At 69.8% G+C, this 23,200-nt stretch carries 21 protein-coding genes; 12 read left to right on the top strand and 9 right to left on the bottom strand.

Translation table 11 applies throughout. The features are described 5' to 3' along the window. The first annotated feature begins 106 nt into the window (after positions 1-106). Positions 107-1,246 carry a UDP-N-acetylglucosamine 2-epimerase (non-hydrolyzing) gene (wecB, locus tag ABZX79_RS29550; RefSeq protein WP_355264283.1) on the top strand — a complete coding sequence of 380 codons (1,140 nt, stop codon included), beginning with the start codon at positions 107-109 and terminating at the stop codon, positions 1,244-1,246. Beyond that, positions 1,243-2,370, top strand: a complete 1,128-nt coding sequence (locus ABZX79_RS29555; protein ID WP_355264286.1) for a hypothetical protein — start codon at positions 1,243-1,245, stop codon at positions 2,368-2,370. Before wecB ends, ABZX79_RS29555 begins: the two co-directional genes overlap by 4 nt. A 16-nt stretch (positions 2,371-2,386) precedes the next feature. On the opposite strand, the gene ABZX79_RS29560 is transcribed toward ABZX79_RS29555, so the two are convergent. From ABZX79_RS29560 to ABZX79_RS29570, 3 genes are all read right to left on the bottom strand, one after another. Further along, entirely contained in the window at positions 2,387-3,283 is an 897-nt protein-coding gene (locus ABZX79_RS29560) for an exopolysaccharide biosynthesis polyprenyl glycosylphosphotransferase (RefSeq protein ID WP_355264289.1), read from the bottom strand. Positions 3,284-3,732: 449 nt separating this feature from the next. Next, positions 3,733-3,945 carry a hypothetical protein gene (locus ABZX79_RS29565; RefSeq protein ID WP_355264291.1) on the bottom strand — a complete coding sequence of 71 codons (213 nt, stop codon included), beginning with the start codon at positions 3,943-3,945 and terminating at the stop codon, positions 3,733-3,735. Between the two features lie 25 nt (positions 3,946-3,970). Then, positions 3,971-4,456, bottom strand: a complete 486-nt coding sequence (locus ABZX79_RS29570) for an Lrp/AsnC family transcriptional regulator (RefSeq protein ID WP_355264294.1) — start codon at positions 4,454-4,456, stop codon at positions 3,971-3,973. Between the two features lie 229 nt (positions 4,457-4,685). On the opposite strand from ABZX79_RS29570, the gene ABZX79_RS29575 reads away from it, so the two are divergent. Both ABZX79_RS29575 and ABZX79_RS29580 read left to right on the top strand, forming a co-directional pair. Then, positions 4,686-6,224 carry an FUSC family protein gene (locus ABZX79_RS29575; protein WP_355264379.1) on the top strand — a complete coding sequence of 513 codons (1,539 nt, stop codon included), beginning with the start codon at positions 4,686-4,688 and terminating at the stop codon, positions 6,222-6,224. A 121-nt stretch (positions 6,225-6,345) separates the two neighbouring features. Further along, a complete protein-coding gene (locus ABZX79_RS29580; protein ID WP_355264297.1) occupies positions 6,346-7,422 on the top strand; it encodes a lactonase family protein in 1,077 nt (358 codons plus the stop codon). A gap of 68 nt (positions 7,423-7,490) precedes the next feature. Here the strand turns inward: ABZX79_RS29580 and ABZX79_RS29585 are convergent, their stop codons facing one another. Further along, entirely contained in the window at positions 7,491-8,417 is a 927-nt protein-coding gene (locus ABZX79_RS29585) for a hypothetical protein (RefSeq protein WP_355264300.1), read from the bottom strand. 95 nt (positions 8,418-8,512) lie between these two features. After that, positions 8,513-9,553, bottom strand: a complete 1,041-nt coding sequence (locus ABZX79_RS29590; RefSeq protein ID WP_355264303.1) for a BadF/BadG/BcrA/BcrD ATPase family protein — start codon at positions 9,551-9,553, stop codon at positions 8,513-8,515. Between the two features lie 105 nt (positions 9,554-9,658). Here ABZX79_RS29590 and ABZX79_RS29595 point away from each other — a divergent pair, with 105 nt between their 5' ends. Beyond that, the gene (locus ABZX79_RS29595) at positions 9,659-10,336 is read left to right on the top strand and encodes a uracil-DNA glycosylase (RefSeq protein WP_355264304.1); all 678 of its coding nucleotides are present in this window, start codon (positions 9,659-9,661) and stop codon (positions 10,334-10,336) included. A gap of 127 nt (positions 10,337-10,463) precedes the next feature. Then, positions 10,464-11,399, top strand: coding sequence for an alpha/beta hydrolase (locus tag ABZX79_RS29600; protein ID WP_355264306.1), 936 nt, complete (start codon positions 10,464-10,466; stop codon positions 11,397-11,399). Positions 11,400-11,466: 67 nt separating this feature from the next. Here the strand turns inward: ABZX79_RS29600 and ABZX79_RS29605 are convergent, their stop codons facing one another. Further along, positions 11,467-12,555, bottom strand: coding sequence for an exo-alpha-sialidase (locus ABZX79_RS29605; protein WP_355264309.1), 1,089 nt, complete (start codon positions 12,553-12,555; stop codon positions 11,467-11,469). Positions 12,556-12,738: 183 nt separating this feature from the next. Here ABZX79_RS29605 and ABZX79_RS29610 point away from each other — a divergent pair, with 183 nt between their 5' ends. Beyond that, positions 12,739-12,900 carry a carbohydrate-binding protein gene (locus tag ABZX79_RS29610; RefSeq protein ID WP_355264312.1) on the top strand — a complete coding sequence of 54 codons (162 nt, stop codon included), beginning with the start codon at positions 12,739-12,741 and terminating at the stop codon, positions 12,898-12,900. Between the two features lie 20 nt (positions 12,901-12,920). Here the strand turns inward: ABZX79_RS29610 and ABZX79_RS29615 are convergent, their stop codons facing one another. Beyond that, positions 12,921-13,547 (bottom strand): TetR/AcrR family transcriptional regulator, encoded by a 627-nt coding sequence (locus ABZX79_RS29615; RefSeq protein ID WP_355264315.1) that lies wholly within the window; start codon positions 13,545-13,547, stop codon positions 12,921-12,923. A 184-nt stretch (positions 13,548-13,731) separates the two neighbouring features. On the opposite strand from ABZX79_RS29615, the gene ABZX79_RS29620 reads away from it, so the two are divergent. The 5 genes from ABZX79_RS29620 to ABZX79_RS29640 all read left to right on the top strand — a co-directional run bounded on the left by ABZX79_RS29620 (position 13,732) and on the right by ABZX79_RS29640 (position 20,701). Continuing rightward, on the top strand, positions 13,732-14,502 hold the full coding sequence (locus tag ABZX79_RS29620) for a class II aldolase/adducin family protein (protein WP_355264382.1): 771 nt from the start codon (positions 13,732-13,734) through the stop codon (positions 14,500-14,502). Beyond that, positions 14,502-16,400 carry a neutral/alkaline non-lysosomal ceramidase N-terminal domain-containing protein gene (locus ABZX79_RS29625; protein ID WP_355264318.1) on the top strand — a complete coding sequence of 633 codons (1,899 nt, stop codon included), beginning with the start codon at positions 14,502-14,504 and terminating at the stop codon, positions 16,398-16,400. Before ABZX79_RS29620 ends, ABZX79_RS29625 begins: the two co-directional genes overlap by 1 nt. A 24-nt stretch (positions 16,401-16,424) precedes the next feature. Further along, positions 16,425-17,489: a hypothetical protein gene (locus ABZX79_RS29630; protein WP_355264321.1), complete on the top strand. Its 1,065-nt coding sequence runs from the start codon at positions 16,425-16,427 to the stop codon at positions 17,487-17,489. Positions 17,490-17,606: 117 nt separating this feature from the next. Further along, the gene (locus ABZX79_RS29635) at positions 17,607-18,014 is read left to right on the top strand and encodes a hypothetical protein (protein ID WP_355264324.1); all 408 of its coding nucleotides are present in this window, start codon (positions 17,607-17,609) and stop codon (positions 18,012-18,014) included. Between the two features lie 119 nt (positions 18,015-18,133). Then, positions 18,134-20,701 carry an alpha-L-arabinofuranosidase C-terminal domain-containing protein gene (locus ABZX79_RS29640; RefSeq protein WP_355264327.1) on the top strand — a complete coding sequence of 856 codons (2,568 nt, stop codon included), beginning with the start codon at positions 18,134-18,136 and terminating at the stop codon, positions 20,699-20,701. A gap of 73 nt (positions 20,702-20,774) precedes the next feature. Here the strand turns inward: ABZX79_RS29640 and ABZX79_RS29645 are convergent, their stop codons facing one another. Both ABZX79_RS29645 and mmsB read right to left on the bottom strand, forming a co-directional pair. Continuing rightward, complete coding sequence (locus ABZX79_RS29645) at positions 20,775-21,935, bottom strand: aldose epimerase family protein (RefSeq protein WP_355264330.1); 1,161 nt, start codon at positions 21,933-21,935, stop codon at positions 20,775-20,777. A gap of 21 nt (positions 21,936-21,956) precedes the next feature. Then, positions 21,957-23,195, bottom strand: a complete 1,239-nt coding sequence (gene mmsB, locus ABZX79_RS29650; protein ID WP_215128774.1) for a multiple monosaccharide ABC transporter permease — start codon at positions 23,193-23,195, stop codon at positions 21,957-21,959. Positions 23,196-23,200 lie beyond the last annotated feature (5 nt).

The following is a 23,200-nucleotide window of genomic DNA, read 5'->3' on the forward strand; positions in this document are numbered from 1 at the left end:
TATCCCGCCGCGAAAAAATTGGGTCCGTTTACCGATGAACCTGCCCCGGCACCACCGCAGACTGGCCGCAGCATCTCTTGCCAGCGCCGGACGTGGGAGGTGGCACATGGCGAGACGCATCCGTGTGGTCACGTTCCTGGGCACACGGCCCGAGGTCATCAAGATGTATTCGCCCATTCGGGCACTGCGCGACAGGGATTCGATCTTCGAGACGACCGTGTGCTCCAGCGGCCAGCATTCAGAGCTGTTGTCCGACGCCCTCACGACATTCGGGATGAGCGTCGACTACCAGTTGTCGGTGATGCGAAAGGACCAACGACCTGCTGAGGTGGCATGGAGAGTGGCTCAGTGGGCCGCCGATATCTGTGACCAGCTACGCCCGGACGTTGTCATGGTTCAGGGCGACACCACGACCACGATGGCCGCCGGCGTCGCGGGCTTTCACTCCTCCACGCGAGTGGCTCACGTCGAAGCCGGACTGCGGACCTATGACAACAGTGCTCCTTGGCCCGAAGAGGGCCACCGGCGGATCCTCGGCGCGATCGCGGATCTGCACTTCGCCCCCAGCGAGATGGCCGCGGCCAACCTCGTACGCGAGGGGGTGGCCCCGGACCGGATATTCCTCACCGGGAACACCGGGATCGACGCGCTCCATTGGGCGCTCTCACACCCACGTCAAACGGCCGCGCCACCCGAAGGGCAACGTCGAATTGTGATCACCACGCACCGGCGCGAGAGCATACCCGACGGGATCAGATCCATCTTCGACGCTGTCCGGCAGCTGGCGAGTCTCTACCCTGACGTGCAATTCCAATTGGTGAGTCACCCGTCTCCGCGGGTCATGCGGATGCTCCAGCAGACCCTGAACGGGACTCGTCCCCGGAACGTCGAGGTGCTGGCGCCATGCAGCTACATCCCGTTCATGCGTATGCTCGCCGACTCGTATGTGATAGTGACGGATTCGGGCGGCATCCAGGAGGAAGCACCAGCCTTGGGTAAACCGCTTCTCGTGGTCAACCGTCGCACGGCGCGCGAGGAGCCCCTCAGGGCTGGGACATCCAACCTTGTCGGAACCGATCAGGACGACATCGTCGCAGCGGTGGCCGCCCTGCTCGAGGACCCCGTCCACTATGCGCGCATGGCCACTCGCCATGACCCCTATGGGGATGGCGTCGCCGGCGAGCGGATCGTGAAGATCCTCGGCGACGTGATCGCGTCATCGGCAGGGACGGAGTTCCGGCGATGACGGAGGCGTCCTCGATCACTGGTACCGGGTTGTCTGCCGAGACAGCGGAAGCTGCCCGGCGCATCGAGCGATGGTTGCTGCAGAGCGGGGTTCAGATCGAGGAGGGCGCCCAGCGCGGAGCGGTCGCCGGATGGCTGGATCGGGAGGGGCAACCAGAGTTCGTATACCTCGAAATCACCGGCTACTACCTGAACACGATGGCCTCGTTGACGTCGGGCGCGGCGAGCTCTCCGGACCGTGCCGCGGATGCACTCGAGCACGGCCGGCAGGCGCTGGACTGGATCACCCGCACCTTGTCGGAACAGGGAGTTCCGCCGACGCGGCTGTACCTGTCGGCCGGTCGCTCCGATTGGCGGAACGCCGGCGTGTTCACGTTCGACCTGGCGATGGCAGCGCGGGGAGTCGCATGTTTCGGGGACGTCGCCCGGCACGGCGCATGGGAGAAGCACGCCGCCGGCCTCTGCACCATCATCGAAAGCATGTGTTCGGGAGCTGCTGTCCTGCGGTCCCATGACGCGGTCGCCGGCGCGCCACTTCCGGACCGTTGGTCGACGCAACCGGGCCCGCACCACCTGAAAGCGGCTGCGGCCTTGCTCCGGATGCCTGATGGCGTGCTCAGGACACCTCTCAGACGGGTCTGCCACCGGACCTGCGAGCACTGGGAGGCGATGTTGCAGGAAGCCTGGCCGTGCCGTGAGCTGCACCCGCTCCTCTACGGGATCGAGGGCCTGCTCATCGGGGCGCTCCATACGGAAGACGAGGCGCTGGAGGTCGTCGAGAGGCTCTACGCACGCCTCATGGGACTGCAGGCCGTTGCCGGAACCCTCGCGGAGACCACGGGAGGGGGAATCGTGCGTTCCGACGTTCTCGCCCAGGCCTTGCGCATCGGCCTCCTACTGCGCGGCCGTGGATACCTGCAGGGGGACCACTGGGCCGGACGTCTGGAGGGGCTGACGCGGGCGCTGCTCGGCTTCGTGCGACCGGACGGAGGAGTCCTGTTCTCAGGCGATCAGGACATCGCCAACGTCTGGTGTGCGATGTTCACCCATCAGGCGCTGCTCCTTCACTCCCGCAGCGCCGATCAGGCCCCTCTGACCGCAGTCGTCTCGGAGCTGTTGGTGTGAGCTCGGCGACGGCGCATCAGTAGGCGCCTCGGCGCTCGAGCACGGCCGGTACCGTCCTGACCAGGAGCGTGATGTCCATCACGAGGTTCCAGTTGGCGATGTAGTCCAGATCCATCCGCACTTGTTCAGCGAACTCGACATCGGAGCGGCCGCTGACTTGCCAGATGCATGTGATACCGGGCTTTACGAGCAATCGCTGCCGCTCCTGCGGACCATAATGCTCACACTCCTCCGGAAGAGGGGGGCGCGGGCCGACGAGACTCATCTCGCCGTGTATGACGTTCAGCAGCTGTGGCAGCTCGTCGATGCTCCACCTGCGAAGAACGCGTCCCACCGGGGTGACCCTCGGATCGTGACGAATCTTGAAGATGGGACCAGCGCATTCGTTCAGGTCCAGATACGCCGACCGCTGACGCTCCGCATCCAGACGCATCGAACGAAACTTGAACATCTTGAAAGGCTTCCCGTCGCGGCCGACTCGCTCTTGCGGGTAAAAGACCGGCCCCGTGGAAGACAGCTTGATCGCGCATGCTGCCACCAGAAGGACCGGCGACAGCAGGATCAGTGCCAGCAGGGCGAGAACAATGTCAAAGACACGCTTGGCGAGCAGTTGGCGGCTGCTTACTGCAAGAAGGCCGCAATCGAGACGTGGCGGGATATCGCCATCTGCGATCGGGGCGGCCCCCGGGTGGACCCCTGTGTCAGAGACCTGATCAGGGGCAGCGGCGTCCTGATGAGTGTCCAGGATGGGCTGCCCGCGAACATCTTGCGAACACGGGTTCGACGTTGAATGCGCTGACGTCTCGGGACTCCCGGTTTGCACAGTGTTTCTCATCGTGACGGCGACATCGCCGTTCATGGCCGTGCGGCAGGACGGACCCTCTGGGTTGGTTTGGTCGGGTTCGGGGTACACGCAAGCAGTCTGCGGTGGCGCCGAGGCAGGTTCATCGGTAGCCGGCCCCAATTTTTCGCGGCGGGATACCCAGATACGCGGAGCGCCGACGCCGCTACTTGGAGCGCCGGCCAACGGCAAACCACCGGTGCGGTACCCCTGCCTCCCTGGGCGGAGCCGGGGGTTTCGTGTATCAGGGGGCGTAGGCGTAGCCCACGCCTGAGAGCCGCTTCCGCTTCCAGTGCTCAAGGAGCGTTCTCGGCGCGGATCATGCTGCGCGGGCTGATCCGGTCGCTGGCCAGTGCCTCGTCGCGTTCCCCCTGCAGACGGTGGTTCTCCGGGCCTCGCGCAGGACCTGGGCGTCCGGTCGGTGAAGTTGCGGATGACGAACTCGGCGGTCTGCAAGGGCGATGGAACGTGCAGTACGAAAAATGGAGCGCCGTATGCCCGGCGTACGTCCTCTCAGTGTTCTAGGCCCGGCCAGCATCTCGCAGACCTGCGAGGAAGAGCGAGCCCTCACGGTGAAGGGCGTAGTCGTCAGCTCCGACGATCACCCACCCGGTCCGGTCCTGGGCCGGCGTCGCCCGTTCTGCGCGGAACGACGTGACAAACGTGCCTGTGAAGCCGAACACCCCTTGGCTACCGGTGACCAGCCCGACGGAGGTGCGGTGCGGGTGGCTCATGGCACCAGCATGCCAAGCCCGGCGGTCAGTCCCGCTTCGCGGCCGCCGCCCTGCCCACCGACTCCACCAGCGGAAGAAGCCGGTGCGGTACCCGCTCGCGCAGCGCCACCTCGGTCCGTGTCCGTACGACGCCGGGAATCTGGATCAGCCGCTGGATGACGTCCTCCAGATGCCCGTTGTCGCGGGCCGCCACCCGCGTCAGCAGGTCGCCGCCGCCGGTGATGGAGAACGCCTCGATGATCTCGGGTACGGCAGCCAGCGCGTCACCCACCTCGTCCAGATGCCCCTGGGTGACCTCGACGTGTACGAAGGCGAGCACGGGGTGGCCGAGAGCGGCGGGGGACAGGGCGGGGCCCGTACCCGTGATCACGCCGTCGCGCTCCAGTCGGTCGAGCCGGGCCTGGAGCGTCCCGCGGGCGATGCCCAGGAGACGGGCGTACTCGCGCACGCTGGTGCGCGGCTGCTCGATGAGGAGTCGCAGGATGCGGGTGTCGAGCTCGTCCACTGCCATGATCCGTTGGTCTCCTTCTGGCCCGGTCTTCTGATCGTAAACAGTACCAATGGCCCAGTGAGATCTCATCGAGTTGAGCCAGTGTGCCTCTTGATGCTTTCCTTTACTCATTGATGGCGCCGCCAGCGCCGGACGGCAACGAAGCCGCCTCGGACCCGCGGCGCCTTTGCCATGTCTGAAGTGTGAAGTCTGAAGAGCAAGGGGGGCGGAACCTACCGTCGTGAAGAGGATGTTTACCGCTCCTGATCCGGGGCTCCTGCGTCTGCGCGTCTCCGCGCGCGCCGTCATCGGCGTGGGCCTGTCGGTGGCAGCCGCCGAACTGGCCGGGCTGTCCCTGACCGCCTCCATCACCGCGGGACTCGCCGCGCTCCTCGCACTCTTCACCGTCCAGGACGCGACCACGCGCCGCCAGGCCGTCACGACCGCGTTGCTCCCGGTCGCGGGCTTCCCCGTCCTCGCCCTCGCGACGGCCCTGCACGGCGCGCCGCTCCTGCGCGACCTGGCGTTTCTCCTGGTCGTCTTCTGCGGGGCGTACGCCAGGCGGTGGGGGCCGCGCGGGCACGCGCTCGGCATCTTCGCGTTCATGCAGTTCTTCGCCGTCCAGTTCCTGCACGCCGTCCCCGGCCAGCTGCCCGAGCTGTACGCCGCCGTCGCGCTCGCCGTCGCCGTGTCGGCCGCCGTGCGCTTCGGGGCGTGGTGCATCGAGCGGCGCACCGCGCCGCCCGCCGCCCCGGCCCCGCTGACCGGGCGCGGCCTCGCCCGGCCCACCACCCGCCAGGCGTTCCAGGTCACCGCCGCGTGCGCGTTCGCGCTCGCCCTGGGCCAGCTGCTCTCCCAGGAGCGCTGGTACTGGGCCGTCGGCACCGCCTGGTGGATCTTCGTCAACACCACGGCGCGCGGCGAGACCCTGGTACGGGGCTTTCGACGCGTACTCGGTACGGTCGCCGGCATCGGAGCCGGCCTGCTGATCGCGGTCCCGATCGCCGGGGCCCCAGTGCCGACCGCCGCGCTGGTCGCGGTGTGCGTCTTCGGGATCTTCTACACGGCCGCGCCCTCGTACAGCTGGATGATGTTCTTCGTGACCGTCATGGCCGGTCTGCTGTACGGACTGCTCGGCGTCCTGCACCCAGGACTGCTGCTCCTGCGCTTCGAGGAGACCGCCGTCGGCGCGATCGGCGCGGCCCTCGCCGTCGCCCTCGTCCTGCCCGTCACCACCCACGGCGCCACCGACGCCTGGATCCAGCGCGCCCTGCACTGCGTGCGCGCCTGCACGGCCGAGGCTGTCGCACGGCTGGCGGGATCAGACGTCGCCGACCCGGCTCCGCGGGCCGCCGAACTGGAGCTGCTGCTCGGGCGCGTACGGCTGTCCCTCGCGCCGCTGATCCATCCGCTCAGCCCGTTCCGTGCCCGCAAGGCCCGGGCGCGCCAGGTGCTCGCGTTGCTCGACGAATGCGCCCGCGAGGTACGGGGACTGGCTTCCGTGGCGGCGGACCCGTACGCGGGCCATGACGCCCGGCTCGCAGCGGCCTGCTGGCGCGTCGAAGCGGCGGTAGGGGCGCTGGTCTCGCCGGCGACGCCCGGGACGCCCGGGACCGTACGCCGCACCGAGGACACCACGACATCGGCCGCCGACCCCGTGCCGCTCCCCGCCGAGCCGGCGCTCGCCCATCTGCACGGGCTGGAGACACTGCTCGCCCAGCTCGACGAGCCCTTGCGGAGCTCGCCGCGCTCCCCGCTGGACACCGTGCCGCGCTCGGCATCACGCTGACCGCGCCGAAGTGGTCTAGACCGGCTACTACCGTCGAACGTCGGCACCCCGGCAGAATGTGATCAAAGCTGTCACAGCTCTTGCGGCTGTACGCGGTCAACTGGCGGAAAGGGGCTCCACGGTGAGCAGCAGCAACGAGGCCGAGCGGGCTGGGCGGGCCGAGCGGTCCGGGCGGGCGTTCATCGGGTCGTTCACCTCGGCAGGCGGGCGCGGGATCGTTGCCGCCGCCGTGGACCGGGAGACGGGCGCGCTGACCGTGCTCGGATCGACCGACGCCGTCGCCGACCCGTCGTTCCTCGCGCTCGCCCCCGATGGAACGGTTCTGTACGCCGTGAGTGAGACCGACGACGGGGCGGCCGCGGCCTTCGACGTGACCGGCGACGGCGCCCCGGTCCCGGCCGGCGAGCCGGTCCTTGTGGGCGGCGCCGGGCCCACCCACCTCGCGCTCGCCGCCGGGCACCTGCTGACCGCCAATTACGGCTCGGGCAGCGTCACGGTGCTCCCTGTGGGCGCGGACGGCGCCCCGGAAGCGGCCACCGGCGTACTGCACCACCGCGGCAACGGCCCCGACCAGGACCGCCAGGCCGCACCGCACGCCCACCAGGTGCTGCCCGACCCCACGGGACGGTGGGTGCTCAGCGTCGACCTCGGCACCGACTCCGTACGGGTCTGCGCGCTCGCGGCGACCACCGGGACGCTGCGGGTGCACACCGAGACCGCGCTGCGGCCGGGCTCCGGGCCGCGCCACCTGGCCTTCCACCCCGCGGGCGGTCACGCGTACGTCCTGGGCGAGCTGGAGCCGACCGTCACCGTCTGCCGCTGGGACGCCGAGTCCGGAGTGCTCGTACCGCTCGGTGAGGCTCCTGTGGTGGCCCCGGGCACGGAAGGGCCGACGTACCCCTCCGAGGTCGTCGTCGCCCGCGACGGGCGCTTCCTGTGGGTGGCGGGCCGGGGGCACGACAGCATCGCCGTCCTCGCGCTCGACGAGTCGGGAGCGAGGGCGGAGTTCGTGACGACGGTGGAGTGCGGCGGTCAGTGGCCGCGGGACCTCGCCCTGGACCCTTCGGGGCGCAGGCTCTACGTCGCCAACGAACGCTCCGGGGACGTCACCTGGTTCGACATCGACCAGGAGACGGGCATCCCGCGCCGGGCGGGCTCCATCGAGGCGCCGGCGGCCTCCTGCGTCGTCTTCGGCTGACCGGAACGCCCAGGGGGTCCGCACCGGTCGCTCGTCGCTCGGTGCGGACCCCCAGGCGTTCGCCGTGCTCAGTGGGCAGGCATGCCCTGCGCCTGCTGCTGAGGGGCGATGCCCAGCGCGGTCGTGTAGTGCGACAGCGCGAGCTTGCCGATCGCCGGGTAGGCACCCAGCGGCTCGGCGGTCGCGCAGTCCGCCTCCTTGACGGCCGCGTCCAGGAGGCTGTCGGGCACCTCGGGACCGATGACGTACGGCGCCAGGGCGAGCTGGGTCGAGCCGGAACCGCGCAGCTGCTCCGCGACGGCGCCGACCGATCCTTCCTCGTCGAGCGCGGCAGCGATCACCGGTACGGCGAGACGCGCGGCCAGCAGCATGCCGGTGATGCCGGCGGCCTGCACGGCCTCGTCGCCGCCCACGGTGGCCAGGATGATGCCGTCGGCCGCCGTGGCGACCGTGAACAGCCTGGCGCGGTCGGCGCGGGACAGACCTGACTCGGACAGGCGCACGTGCAGGGCCTCGGCGAGCAGCGGGTGCGGGCCGAGGACGTCGGTCAGCTCGACGGCGGCACGGCTGTCCATGACGGCCTGCCGTATCCGGCGCATCAGGGCGTTCTCGGGGCCGGCGAGGAGCGGCACCACGACGGCGACTGGGCCCTCCGGCTCGGCGACCTCGCGGCCCGCCGCGAGCGCCTGCTCGTAGCGGGCGGTGCGCTCGGTGGCGGTGTGCGCCAGGACACTCTCAAGAGTGGGGTACTCGGCGTTGTCGCCGTCGAGGTAGCCGATCCGGGCGTCAAGACCGGGCAGCTCGGAACGGGCGATACTGACGACTTCCTCCGCCAGGCTGCGCGACGCGCTGCCCGGGGTACCGGGGACGGCGAGGACAAGCGCGGGCGCGCCCTCGGGCGCCACCGCGGGTTCCGGCCGGCGGTGCCGTCCGGACTGTCGTGGTCGCGGCATTCGTACAGGCAGGCCGGATGCGGGCCCAGTGGGGGAGCTCATGGCGCCGCATGCTACTGGGTTTGTGTGCTTGGCTGTTCGGGGAGGGCGCATTGAAGCGGTGTCTGTCCGCATTTATCCCGTGAGTCGCTTTGAGTTCAACTGCCCTGCTCTGTCGGTACGTGCAGCAGGCGCCCGTCGACCGGCAGCCGCAGGCTGTCGGTGGCGAGCGAGGCGGCGACGCGCACGGCTCCGGCCAGCGGATCTCCGGACGCCGACACCGTACGGGCGTGCGGCAGTCGCTCGGCGAGTGCGGCCCGCACCGGTACGAGCAGCGGGTCGCCGATCTTGAACAGGCCGCCGGTGAGGGCCACTTCGCACGCCCCGGCCTGCGGGCAGACGGCAACGGCGGCGTCGGCGATGTGCCGGGCCGCGTCCCGCAGGATCCCCGCCGCGACCGGATCGGCGGGTTCCGCCGTCGCGCAGTGGGCCACTTCCGGCGCGAACGAGGCGAGCACGGCGGGGCGGTCGGCGCGGGGGTAGAGCAGGCCGGGCAGCTCGGGCGCGGGACCGAAAACCGCCTCCACACGGGTCAGCAGCGCGGGGGAGCCGCCGGGCCTCCCGTCGTGGGCGCGCATCGCCGCTTCGAGCCCGGCACGGCCGATCCAGGCACCGCCGCCGCAGTCACCGAGCAGATGCCCCCAGCCGTCGGCCCTGCGCCAGTCCGCCAGGTCCGTACCCAGTGCGATCATGCCGGTGCCGGCCGCGACCACCGCTCCCGGCCGCAGGCCGAGCGCTCCGGCGTACGCCGTGACGGCGTCGGCGGCCAGCGCGAGGCGCCGTACGCCCAGCGCGCTCTCCAGCGCCCCGGGCAGCCGGGCCCGCAGATCGTCGCCGAGGGTCGCCATCCCGGCCGCGCCGATGGCGACGGCGCCGATCGTGGCGGCGGACGCGTCGCCGTCCGGGTCTTCGGCGTCGCGGTCCCGGTCTTCGGCGTCGCCGAGGAGCGCGCGGGCCATGGGCAGCAGTTGGTCCAGCAGATGCGCCGCGTCGATGCCGGCGGGCCCCGTGCGTACGGGCTCACGCGACGCGGCGGTCCGGGTACGCCCGATGTCCGAAGCCTCCGCGAGCGCCACCCGCAGCCCCGACCCGCCGGAGTCGACCCCCAGCACCCACGACGAACGCCCGCGTGACCTCAAGGACCGGCTCCAGGAAGAAGAGGAGTGACGGCGGCAGCCTATCCGGAGCCTCTCGCGCCTGGCCCGGCAGCATCCGTGCGCCGTACGCCGGTAGAGTGATCTGCCGTGGCAGCACTACCGTTGAACGAACTGGTCGAGCCCGGATGGGCCGACGCGCTGCGTCCTGTGGCCGGGCGCATCGCCGCGATGGGCGACTTCCTGCGTGCGGAGATCGCGGCAGGCCGCACCTATCTTCCTGCCGGAGCGCATGTCCTGCGCGCCTTCCAGCAGCCCTTCGACGAGGTACGTGTCCTGATTGTGGGTCAGGACCCGTACCCGACGCCGGGAATGGCCATCGGCCACAGCTTCGCGGTCTCGCCCGACGTACGCCAACTGCCGGGCAGCCTGGAGAACATCTACCGGGAGCTGCACACGGACCTCGGCCTGTCCCGGCCGTCCAACGGTGACCTGACTCCGTGGACCCGTCAGGGTGTGCTGCTGCTCAACAGGGCGCTCACCACGGCTCCTCGCAAGCCCGCGGCGCATCGCGGCAAGGGCTGGGAAGAGGTCACCGAGCAGGCGATCCGGGCGCTCGTGGCGCGCGGAAAGCCGCTGGTGTCCGTGCTGTGGGGGCGTGATGCCCGTAACCTGCGGCCCTTGCTCGGCGACCTCCCGGCCATCGAGTCCGCGCACCCGTCACCGATGTCGGCGGACCGCGGTTTCTTCGGGTCGCGGCCGTTCAGCCGCACCAATGAACTGCTGGTCCGCCAGGGCGCGCAACCGGTGAACTGGCAACTGCCGTAGGCAGCCGTACGCGGTCGAATCGGCCGGTTCAAGATCACGGCGCCGGCCAGGCAGGTACGGTGACTGGCCAAGACACCGGCGCGGAACCCGACGGGGCCGCAGCCGGCCCGGCCGGACCGGAGAGACCATGGCATTTGATCCGCAGCTCCAAGCCCTGTACGACCAGCGTTCCGCGCAAGGCGCCCGACCGTTGTACGAGATGACACTGGACGAGGCCAGGGCGGCCGACCTCGCCGCCGTGCGGGCCGACGCGGGAACGCCTGAGCCCGTACGCGAAGTGCTCGACGAGTCGATACCAGGGCCCGCCGGAACACTTCCTGTCCGCGTCTACCGTCCCGACGCCGGCCCGGGCCCCCTTCCCGTCCTCGTGTACTTCTTCGGCGGCGGCTGGACACTGGGGAGCATCGAGACGAGCGACGCGATCTGCCGGAGCCTGGCCAATGCCGCCGGCTGCCTCACCATCGCGGTGGGCTACCGCCTGGCGCCGGAGAGCAAGTTCCCGGCCGCACTCCACGACTGCTTCGCGGGCCTGCGCTGGGCCGCCGAGCACGCCGCACGCCTCGGCGCCGACCCCTCGCGCATCGCTGTCGGAGGCGACAGCGCCGGCGGCAACCTCGCCGCCGCCATGACCCTCATGGCGCGGGACGCGGGCGGCCCCGCCATCCGGGCCCAGCTGCTCGTCTACCCCAATACGGACTACCTCGCGGACACCGGCTCCCGCCGCGAGAACAACGATCCGCTGCTCTTCAACAGCAAGTCCGTGCAGTGGTACTGGGACAACTACCTGACCTCCCCCGAGGACGGAAACAACCCTCTCGTATCCCCGCTGCGGGCAGCTGACCATGCCGGTCTGCCACAGGCGCTGGTGATCACCGCCGAGTACGACCCGCTGCGCGACGAGGGTGAGCAGTACGCCCAACGCCTGCGCGACAGCGGTGTCCCGGTCGAGTCGACCCGCTACCCGGGCGTGGCCCACGGCTTCTTCGCCATGGCAGGAACCCTCGACGCGGGTGGCCGTGCCCTCGCGCAGGCGGCCGCGTACCTGCGCACCGCCTTGGCATGACGCCACCCCGGCGGAGCCGACGATCCCCGGCCGGCCACACCGGGGATCGGCGGCTCCGCCGCCACGGTCAACCGATGACGGCGGCCCGCACGCACAGCACATCTGGCAGATGAGAGGCGAGCATCTGCCAGCTGTCCCCGTCGTCCGCGCTCGCGAAGAGCTCGCCGTTGCGGTTGCCGAAGTACACGCCCGCCGGGTCGGCGTCGTCCGTACAGAGCGCGTCGCGCAGCACGGTTCCGTAATGCGGCTCCTGCGGCAGACCCGTCGACAGCGGCTCCCAGCTCTTGCCGGCGTCCCCGGTGCGGTAGACCCGGCACTTGTTGTCGGCGGGCACCCGGTCGGAGTCCGCCGTGATGGGGAAGACGTACGCCGTGTCCGCGCGGTGCGGATGCGCGGCCGCGGCGAAGCCGAACGTCGAGGGAAGCCCCGCGCCGATGTCCGACCAGTTGGCTCCGGCGTCGTCGCTGCGGAACACCCCCCAGTGATTCTGCAGATACAGCCGGTCGGGATCAGCCGCGTCCTGGGCGATCTTGTGTACGCACTGGCCGAACTCCGGGTCGGGATTGGGCAGGAAGACCGCCGACACCCCTTTGTTGGACGGAGCCCAGCTCGCCCCGCCGTCCAGCGAGCGGAACACGCCGGCCGTGGACACCGCGACCGTCACCGCCCGGGCGTCCCGCGGATCGGTGATGATCGTGTGCAGCCCCTCGCCGCCACCGCCCGGCACCCACTGCGAGCGCGTCGGGTGCTCCCACAGCGGCCGTACGAGCTCGAAGGACTCGCCACGGTCCTCGGACCGGAACAGCGCGGCCGGCTCTGTCCCCGCGTACACCACGCCGGGCGCCTCGGACCCGGCCGGACGCAGCTGCCAGACTCGCTCCAGCGACGCGCCGGTGAACTCCGGGAACTTCACGGCAGGTTGCTTCGGCTCGACCCAGGTCGCGCCCAGGTCGTCGGAGTGGAAGACCGAAGGACCCCAGTGCAGGCTGTCCCCGCCGACGAGCAGCCTGGGCACCGCGCCGCGGGCGTCGATGGCGATCGAATACACCGCCTGCGCGTTGAAATGAGGCCCGTCGAACTGCCACTCTCCATCCCCGCGCCTGCGGCCGATGAAGAGCCCCTTACGTGTTCCTACAGTGAGCAGTACGTCGGTCATGGCCGACACCTCCAGGACGCCGATGTCTCAGATACGAGCCAGTGTGCACCCGACCACTGACAGTGGCCCTCGGACCAGGTGTCGTAGCAGCTCAGGACGGCATGCCGGGCGACGGGCTCGTCCGGCCGTGGGAGGATTCGCAGGGGCCGGCAGCGAGCCGGTCCGTCGAAAGGGCGTCAGGACATGGCAGCGGGATTTTCGGAGTGGAAAGTCAATCGGCAGTATTCAGTGAATGACCGTGCCGCCTATTTGGGCAAGCAGTATCGCTGTCTGGTCACGCACAAATCGAATTCCGCGTCCAACCCGAAGACGGCCACCAAGATGTGGCAGAAGTCCACCGACTAGTACCGACTGGCGACTACTGACTAGCAGCGCGGGTGCGGCTCATCCTGGGTGGTTGACGCGGCCAGCAGCAGCGGCACGAACCGGCGGGCGAGCGCTCCCGGAGCGAGCCGCTCCGGTTCGACGTAACTCTGGCCGAGCGCCCCCTCCCGCATCGCGATGAGGACCCTGACCAGGTCGTCCAGGTCGACAGTGGGCCGCAGCCCGGCCCGCTCCAAGAGGTCGCGCAGCAGCCGGACCGCTTCCGCGCGCAGCCGGGCGTCATGATCGGCCAGCACCCGGGCCGCCCGGGGGTCGCGGATGGCGTACAGCGTGAATTCCGTGGTCACCAGGAACCAGGTGCGCTCGTCCGGATCGACGTACGCCAGCACTTCGGCGATCCGGTCGAGGGTCAGTTCGTCGTCGCCGAACTCCGCCGCCGTCCGGGCGATGCGCCCGAGCTCACGGTCGGCGTGCGCGTCGAAGAGCGCGAAGAACAGCTCGTCCTTGGTCCGGAAGTTTGAGTAGAAGGCGCCACGGGTGTAGCCGGCCCGTCGGCAGATGTCCTCGATCCCGGCGCCCTGGAAGCCCGATTCGGCGAACACCTCGCGCGCGGCGTCCAGCAGCCGTGCCAGCGTCTGCGGCCGCCGCTTGGTCGTTCCCTTCGGCATCCGCCCACCTCACTCCCGGAAAGTCCGGGTCCCTTCGTCCGGACCCTTGACAGCGCGTACGGCCTCGGAAAGCATCCGGACCCGTAATCGGATACGCGAATGTATCCGATGGACGAGGAGGCACACCATGCCCGAAGCGACGCCCCCCACCATGTCCGAGGTCATCGCGGCAGCCGCCGGACCCATGCCCGAAGGAGTCACGCTCCCGACGCCGCCGTCCTTCGGATCGGCGGACGTCGAAGAGGAACGGCGCTACCGCAAAGAGCAACTGGCCGCCGGATTCCGGCTCTTCGGCAAGTTCGGGTTCTCCGAGGGCGTCGCGGGACACATCACCGTCCGTGACCCGGAGAACCCGGACTCGTTCTGGGTCAACCCCTTCGGCATGAGCTTCAGCCGGATCAAGGCGTCCGACCTGATCCTCGTCGACCACGAAGGCAACCTCCTGCACGGCAACCGCCCGGTGAACCGGGCCGCGTTCGTCATCCACTCGGAGGTCCACAAGGCGCGCCCCGACGCGCTGGCCGCCGCGCACTCCCACTCCCTTCACGGCAAGGCGTTCTCCAGCCTCGGCATACCGCTCGACCCGATCACCCAGGACGCCTGCGCCTTCTTCGAGGACCACGGCATGTACAGCGACTACCGGGGTGTGGTCAGCGACGCGGAGGAGGGCAAGCGCATCGGCGCGGCCCTCGCCTCGTACAAGGCCGTCATCCTCCAGAACCACGGCCTGCTGACGGTCGGCGAATCCGTCGCCGAGGCCGTCTGGTGGTTCATCACCATGGAACGCTCCTGCCAGGCACAGCTGCTGGCGATGGCCGCGGGTACGCCGAAGCTCATCGACCGGGACACCGCGGTGCACACCCGCTCCCAGATCGGCGGCCACTTCGCGGGCTGGTTCCAGGCGCAGCCACTGTGGGAGCAGATCACGGCGTCCGACCCCGACCTCTTCGACTGATGAGTTACCTCGCCGGATGCGGCGTCGCCGACATCACGGGGGAGGCGGCCGAGTGCGGAATGCTCGGGTACGGCAAGGCCGGCCAGCAGACGACCGGAATCCACACCCGCCTGCACGCGCGCGCGTACGCCTTCGCGGACGGTGAACGGCGGCTGCTGCTCGTGGTGTGCGAACTGCCGCTGATGTCGGCAGGAGTCGTACGAGCGGTGCTTCGGCGACTGCCCTCCGGCTACACCGAGTCCAACGTCATGATCACCGCGACGCACACCCACTGCGGGCCCGGCGGCTACTTCCACCACGCGCTCTACAACAGCAACACGGGTGGCTTCCGAGAGCGCACCTACGGTGCGATCGTCGACGGCATCGTGGAGGCCTCGGAAGCGGCACACGCCGACCTCGCCCCTGCCGTACTGCGGCTGGCCCACGGCGAGCTCCACAAGGCCAGTGTCAACCGCTCCAAGCGCGCCTTCGACCGCAACCCGGCCGCTGACAGAGCGCACTTCCCGGACGCCGTGGACCCGCAGACCACGCTGCTGCGCATCGAGCGAAACGGACGGCTCACGGGAACGGTCAATTGGTTCGCCACGCACAACACGAGCATGACCAACACGAACACGCTCATCAGCGCCGACAACAAGGGCTACGCCGCCTCCCACTGGGAAGCGGAGGACCCCGGCGTCGTCGCCGCCTTCGCGCAGACCAACGCCGGGGACATGTCACCGAACCTACGCCTCGCGCCCGGCAGCGGCCCCACCGAGGACGAGTTCGAGAACACCCGCATCATCGGCACCCGCCAGTACGAGGCGGCCGCCGCGCTGTACGGCGACGAGATCCCCGGCGCCCTGGACGCCCGCCTCACTCACGTGAACCTTTCCCGTGTGACCGTACGGCCCGAATTCACCGGAGACGGACGTACGCACCGCACCTCGGGCCCGGTCGCGGGCGCGGCGGCCTTCGCGGGGGCCTGGGCGGACGGACCGGCGTTCAAGGGCTTCAGGCCGGGCCGCAACCTGCTCTGGGACACCCTGTCGCACCAGATCGTCTACCCCCTCGCGCCCCGGCTGCGCGATGCTCAGGCACCCAAGGGAATGTGCCTGCCCGCGGGGCCGGTCAACCGTGTCCGCCCCATGGTCCAGGAACGGCTGCCGGTGCAGTTGCTGCGCATCGGCCCGCTCCACCTCGTCGGCCTTCCCGCCGAGGTCACGATCGTGGCGGGACTGCGGCTGCGGCGTACCGTCGCCGCGATCGTCGGCGCGGAACTGAGGAACGTACTGGTCGCGGGCTACAGCAACGCGTACGCGCACTATGTGACGACACCGCAGGAGTACGACGCCCAGGAGTACGAGGGCGGCAGCACACTCTTCGGCCGCTGGGAGCTGCCGGCCCTCTGCCAGAGCGCGGCCGGCCTCGCGGCAGCCATGCGCGACGGCAGACCCGTCGCCCCGGGCACGCCGGAGCGCATACGGCCGCCCCGCACGCGGTACCGGCGACGGGGGAGCGACGTACCGCACCCCGGAAGGCACTTCGGTGACGTCCTCTCCCTCGTCCGTACGGACACCCGGGTCACGGCCCGCTTCGTGGGCTCCCATCCCGGCAACGACCTGCGCAGGGGAGGCACTTATCTGGCGGTGGAAAGGAGGGACACCGGGGAATGGACCAGGATCGCCGACGACGGCGACTGGTCCACCACCTTCCGCTGGACCAGAGCGAGTGCGTCAGCCCCACAGGCGTCCACAGTGACGGTCACCTGGGACGTCCCCGCCGACACACCCCCCGGTGTCTACCGGATCCGCTACTTCGGCGACACCGCCACGGGCCCGTTCACGGGAACGACAGAAACCTTCGAATGGAACCGGACGGTACGGCACCGGCGTTATAACACCGGGAGCGACCAGTAGAACCGAAGCGAGGGGAACGCGCCGGTGACCAACGGGGCCGTACGGATCGACGGAGACAGTCTGCTGCTGCCGGGCGGGGTGCGGGTGCGTTTCGTACGCACACTGCGCCTGCCCGAGAAGGGGACGCACGCCCTTCCGCCGGGCCTCGGTCACTTCCCGCTGCGCAGGGTCGAGGATTACGCCGCCACGGTGCCGCAGGAGTGGCTCGCCAGAGGCGGCGTCATGCTGCCCGTGTATCTGCGCGAAGCGATGTGGCTGAGCTTCGCCGGAACAGTGGAACCCGGCGCCCTCCAGGTGGCGGTCGGGAAGGTGTGCGCGGTGTCGGGCAAGCCGTGGAACAGCCGGCTGTCACGCGGCCCGCAGAACTACCTGGTCCTGCCGCGCCAGCCCTGGCTCGACGGCATCAACTCCGGGACGGGCACGGTGCGCCAGTTCGTCGCGGTGCCGCTGGGCATGGGCGCGACCGTGGAGGGCCAGGTCACCGGCGAGGAGAAGTGGGGCGGGCTGCAACTGCAGTCGTGGCCGCTCGCCGACGGCCCGCTGGAAGCGTGGCGGGAGGAGCAGCGGCGAGCGGCTGAGCGGCGGGCCGCGATGCCGCAGCACGGGGGCGCGTACGGCATGCCTGCCCCGGGGGCGGCCGCCGCCCCGGCCATGATGTCCGCCGGTGGTGGCGGCTGGGGCAGTGCGCCCGCGCCCCGGTCGCCAGGGGCGGCGATGGGACTCGGCGTGGGCGGCTCCATGCGCCAGGAGGTCTACAAGGACGACCGGCCCGCATCGGACTGGGCCGCCGAGCCGTCGGGCCGGGTCTTCGTGCACCTGGTGACGCCGCCGGAGTGGCGGCGTATCACCGGGGAAGAGCCCCCGCGGTCTCCCGTCGACCGGGCCGCGTACACACGGGCCGGCCTGCCCTGGTTCGACTACTACGACGCCGACGGCGAGGACCTGGCGCCCACGGACACGCTGGGCGGGGTGCGGCCGGTCGGCGAGTGGCTGGGTGAGGACCACACGCCGTGGCAGCAGCCGTCGCCGCATCAGGTGAAGCCGCTCGGCGACGCACCGGGGAAGCCGGTGGCCGACGGCGACTGGTAGCGCGCGGCGCCGTACGCCTGCTGACGAGGTGCGCCGTGTCGGGGAGATCATGGAGGGCATTGCCGAAGCGTCCGCCGGCACGGTCACGGTGGGCGCGCACGCCTGAGGAGAAAAACCATGCCCGACATCCGCATGTACACCCCGGACGGTCCGGCGGCCCCCGTGGAGGCCGTCGAGGTCGCCACGGGACCGGCCGTGAACGCGGCGGCGGGGCAGATCCACATCGGCGCGCGGGGCAGTGCGTACGTCCCCCTGGTCGCCACTCCCGAACAGGCGCGGGAGCTGGCGGCGGCCCTTCTGCGGGCGGCCGACGAGGCGCAGGCGCAGGTCAAGGACACGTACCCGACCGTCAAGGCCGGCGAGCTGCGCCGCGGGGACGTACGTACCGGGGAGCGCGTGATCACCGTCGACCGCGTCCGGATCGACGGCGACACCGTCCACGTCACATGGGCGTCGGACGCCGGGCGCCACTGGACTCAGAGCTACGCGACGGACGCGGACATCGACCTCCGGCGACGCGCGTAATCCGCTGCGAATAATTTCCTTCTGGTGCAGGGGAGTTGACCTGCGGTGGGCGCCTGCCTATGTTCTCGTTCGGGATTGTGGTCAATGTCCGATATTTCGAACGAACGCCAGGAGCCCATATGCAGAGCCAGAGAAAGAAGCCCAGACGCGGCCTCGTTGTCGCGGCCGTCCTCGCCGGCCTGACGGCCGCGCTCGTCGTCGCACCCAGCGAGGCCCCGGCCGCAGCGGAGGTGGAGCCCGCCGACTACTCCATCAGCGTCGACCCGGCCAGTGCCGGGCCCGCGATAGACGACTCGATGTACGGCGTGTTCTACGAGGACATCAATCACGCCGCTGACGGCGGGCTGTACGCCGAGCTCGTGCAGAATCGTTCCTTCGAGTACGACCCCGCCGACAACCGCGCGTACACCCCGCTGACCGCCTGGAAGGAAACCGCGACCGCCGGAGCTACCGGCACAGCGCGCGTCGTGGACGACGGCGGGCGGCTGAACGAGCGCAACCGTCGCTATCTGCGGCTGGACCTCCACGGCACAGGCGACAGCGACAGTGGACGCTTCGGCGTCGCGAACTCCGGCTACAACGCGGGGATCGCGGTTCAGGCGGGAAAGAAGTACGACTTCTCGGTGTGGGCGCGCACCGACCAGCCGCGAGGAACGCCACTCAACATCGAACTGCGCGACGGAACAACCCCGTTGGCGAGCCCCCTGCGCGTCACCGCACGCGGCGACCGCTGGACGAAGTACACGGGAACGCTCACCGCGCGCACCACCAGCGGCGCCGGCCGGCTCGCCGTCACCGCCGGCGGCAGCGGTACCGTACGGCTCGACATGGTCTCGCTCTTCCCCCGCGACACCTACAAGGGCCGCCCGAACGGTCTGCGCAAGGACCTCGCCGAAAAGATCGCCGCCCTGGACCCCGGGTTCCTCCGCTTCCCCGGCGGCTGCCTGGTCAACACCGGCAGTCATGAGGCGTACGAGGCCCCCGACTTCGAGCGCAAGCGCTCCTACCAGTGGAAGGACACCGTCGGCCCGGTCGAGCAGCGGCCGGTCAACGCCAACTTCTGGGGCTACAACCAGACGTACGGCCTCGGCTACTACGAGTACTTCCAGTACGCCGAGGACATCGGCGCGATGGCCCTGCCCGTAGTCCCCGCCCTCGTCACCGGCTGCGGCCAGAACAAGGCGACCGACGACCCCGAGCTGCTCCAGCGCCACATCCAGGACACGCTCGACCTCATCGAGTTCGCGAACGGACCCGTGACCTCCCCCTGGGGCAAGAAGCGGGCGCAGATGGGCCACCCCAAGCCCTTCGGCCTCACCCACCTGGAAGTCGGCAACGAGGAGAACCTGCCCGACGAGTTCTTCGCGCGCTTCACCGAGTTCCGTAAGGCCATCGAGGCCAAGTACCCGGCCATCACCGTCATCAGCAACTCCGGCCCCGACGACAGCGGCACCACCTTCGACCGCGCCTGGCAGCTGAACCGCGACGCCAAGGTGGCCATGGTCGACGAGCACTACTACAACAGCCCGCAGTGGTTCCTGGAGAACAACGAGCGCTACGACGCCTACGACCGCCAGGGACCCAAGGTGTTCCTCGGCGAGTACGCGTCACTCGACAACCGCTTCTCCAACGCCCTCGCCGAAGCCGCCTACATGACCGGCCTCGAACGCAACGCGGACATCGTCAAGCTCGCCTCGTACGCCCCGCTCCTCGCCGACACCAATGACGCGCAGTGGCGGCCGAACATGATCTGGTTCGACAACACCACCTCATGGGGCAGCGCCAGCTACGAGACGCAGAAGCTCTTCATGAACAACGTCGGTGACGAGGTCGTACGCAGCCGGGCGTCCGGCACCCCCGCCGTCAGCGGCCCCATCACCGGCGCCGTCGGCCTCTCCACCTGGGCGACCGCAGCCGCGTACGACGACGTGCGCGTCACGTCGGCGGACGGCGCCGCCCTCTTCGCCGACGACTTCTCCGGCGACGACAGCCGCTGGACGAAGGCGGCGGGCACCGGCTCCTGGTCCGTCAAGGACGGCGCGTACGTCCAGTCCGACGCGGCGGCCGAGAACACCCTGGTCACCGCCGGTGACGCCGCGTGGCACGACTACGACCTGAAGCTGAAGGCCACGAAAGAATCCGGCAAGGAGGGCTTCCTCATCGCCTTCGGGGTCAAGGACACCGGTAATTACTACTGGTGGAACCTCGGCGGCTGGGGCAACACCCGTTCCGTCGTCGAGAAGGCCGTGGGCGGCGCCAAGCAGACCCTCATAGAGCGCGGTACGACGATCGAGAGCGGCCGTACGTACGACGTCAAGGTCCAGGTGCGCGGCCGGCAGGTGACCCTCTTCCTGGACGGCCAGGAGTGGGGCAGCTTCACCGACGACAAGGTTGCCGAGCCCTTCCGCCAGGTCGTCACCCGCGACAAGGCCACCGGCGAACTCATCGTCAAGGTCGTCAACGCCCAGGACGCACCCGCCCGTACGAAGATCGACCTTGGCGGGCAGAGCGCCATCGCGTCGTCCAAGGCCCGCCTGACCACGCTCCAGGGCGCCCCTGACGCCGTCAACACCCCCACCGACCAGCCGATCAAGCCACGCCGCTCCACCCTCGACGGGGTGGCCGGCAGCTTCACGTACACCTTCCCCGCCCACTCCGTCACCTTCATGCGCATCAGGACCGGCTGAGACCCGGGACAGACAGACTGAAGCCCCCTGCCGGAGCCTGATGCGGCAGGGGGCTTCGCTCGTGCGTGTGTCGTCAGCGGGCCGAGAAAGTGTGCACCGTGGTGGAGCGGTACGTCGTTCCCGGGCGCAGCACCGTCGAGGGGAACGACGGCTGGTTGGGCGAGTCCGGGAAGTGCTGCGACTCCAGGCACAGGCCGTCGCCCTGGCGGTACAGCCGGCCCGACGTTCCCGCGAGCGTGCCGTCGAGGAAGTTGCCGCTGTAGAACTGCATCCCCGGCTCGGTCGTGGACATCTTCATCACCCGGCCTGAGGCGGGATCGGTGAGCGTGAGAGCGTACCCGGGAACGGTCGTTATGCCCTTGTCCAGCACCCAGTTGTGGTCGAGCCCCTTCCCGTACAGCACCTGCTGATGCGGCACCCGGGCCTGCTCGCCGATCGCCTTCGCCCGCCGGAAGTCGAAGGGCGTTCCCGTGACGCGTGCGAGCTCGCCCGTCGGTATGAGCGTCGCGTCGACGGGGGTGTAGCGGGCGGCGGCCATCTCCAGCGTGTGCCCGTTGATGGAGCCGCTGCCCTCGCCCGCCAGGTTGAAGTATGTGTGGCTGGTGAGGTTGGCGACGGTCGCCCGGTCGGTGGTGGCCTCGTAGTCGATCCGCCAGTCACCGCGCGCGGTGAGCGTGTACGTGACCGTCATTTCGAGCGTTCCCGGGTAGCCCATTTCGCCGTCAGGGCTGGTCCGCCTGAGGACGAGGCCCCGGTCGGATCCCCGGCTGAAGGGCTCCACGGCCCACATCTGCTTGTCGAAGCCCTTGTCGCCGCCGTGCAGGCTGTTCGGGCCGTCGTTGACGGGGAGCTGGTACGTACGCCCGTCGAGCGTGAACCGGCCCTTGGCGATGCGGTTGCCGTAGCGCCCGATCAGCGCGCCGAAGTACGGGGACTTGGCGACGTAGTCGTCGAGATTGTCGAAGCCCAGCGAGATGTTCGCCGCCGCGCCGTGCCGGTCCGGTATCTCCAGGGACTGGACGATCCCGCCGTACGAGAGGACCTTCAGCCGGGTCCCGCCGTTGGCGACGGTCCACCGGTACACCTTCGTGCCGTCGGCCAGCCGGCCGAAGAACTCCCGCGAAGGGGACTTGCCCGTAGTGGCGTACGCCGTGCCCGTCCCGGCCAGGCCCGCGGTGGCCGCCACTCCCGCCGCTGCCGCGCCCGCGAGTACTGTGCGTCTGCTCGTGCTCATCTGTCTGTCTCCTTCGGAGAGTTATGAACCGACCTTGCGCTTGTTCCATACGTCGAACCCGACCGCCGCCAGCAGCACCAGACCCTTGATGACCTGCTGGTAGTCCGTGCCGATGCCGACCAGCGACATGCCGTTGTTGAGTACGCCCAGCACCAGACCGCCGATGATCGCGCCGAACACCGTGCCGACGCCGCCGCTCATCGACGCGCCGCCGATGAACGCCGCCGCGATCGCCTCCAGTTCGAAGTTCACACCGGCCTGCGGTACGCCCGCGTTCAGCCGGGCCGCGTACACGACCCCGGCCAGGGCGGCGAGCACGCCCATGTTCACGAAGACCAGGAAGGTGACGCGCTTGTCCTTGACGCCCGACAGCTTCGCCGCCGCCTGGTTGCCGCCCAGCGCGTACACATGCCTGCCGACGACCGCGTTGCGCATCACGAAGCCGAAGCCGATGAGCAGCACCGCCAGCAGCAGAAGCACCACGGGTACGCCCCGGTAGCTGGCCAGCGTCATCGTGAAGGCGAGGACGGCCGCCGCCATCGCCACGCACTTGGTCAGGAAGAGCGAGCGCGGCAGCACGTCGAGCTCGTAACTCAGCTGCCTGCGCCGGTCGCGCACCTCCTGCGCCAGCGCGAAGACGAGCAGTCCCAGTCCCAGCAGCAGGGTGAGGTTGTGGTAGTTGGTGTCCGGGCCGAGGGACGGCAGGTAACCCGTGGAGATCTTCTGGAAGCCCTCGGGGAACGGGCCGATGGAGCGCGAGCCGAGGAAGATCTGCGTACCGCCGCGGAAGAGCAGCATGCCCGCCAGCGTGACGATGAACGACGGGATGCCGACGTACGCGATCCAGAAGCCCTGCCACGCCCCGGCCAGGGCCCCGATAGCGAGCGCGATCACCGTCGCCAGCGGCCAGGGAATGTCGTGCTCGACCATCATCACCGCGCACGCGGCGGACACGAACGCCGCCAGCGAGCCGACCGAGAGGTCGATGTGGCCCGAGATGATGACGATCATCATGCCGATGCCGAGGACCAGGATGTAGCTGTTCTGGAGGACCAGATTGGTGACGTTGTTCGGCTGGAGGAGTACGCCGTCCGTCCAGATCGCGAAGAGCACGACGATCAGCGCGAGTGCGATGAGCATGCCGTACTGGCGCATGTTGCGGCGCATGGTTTCCAGCAGCAGCGTGCTGACCGCGGAAGTGCGGGGGCCGGGCGGAGCGGCTTGCCGCCCCGGCTTCTCGGTGGTGACCGGGCTGCCCATCGTTC

The organism is Streptomyces sp. NPDC002994, from assembly GCF_040611155.1.
GTDB lineage: Bacteria > Actinomycetota > Actinomycetes > Streptomycetales > Streptomycetaceae > Streptomyces.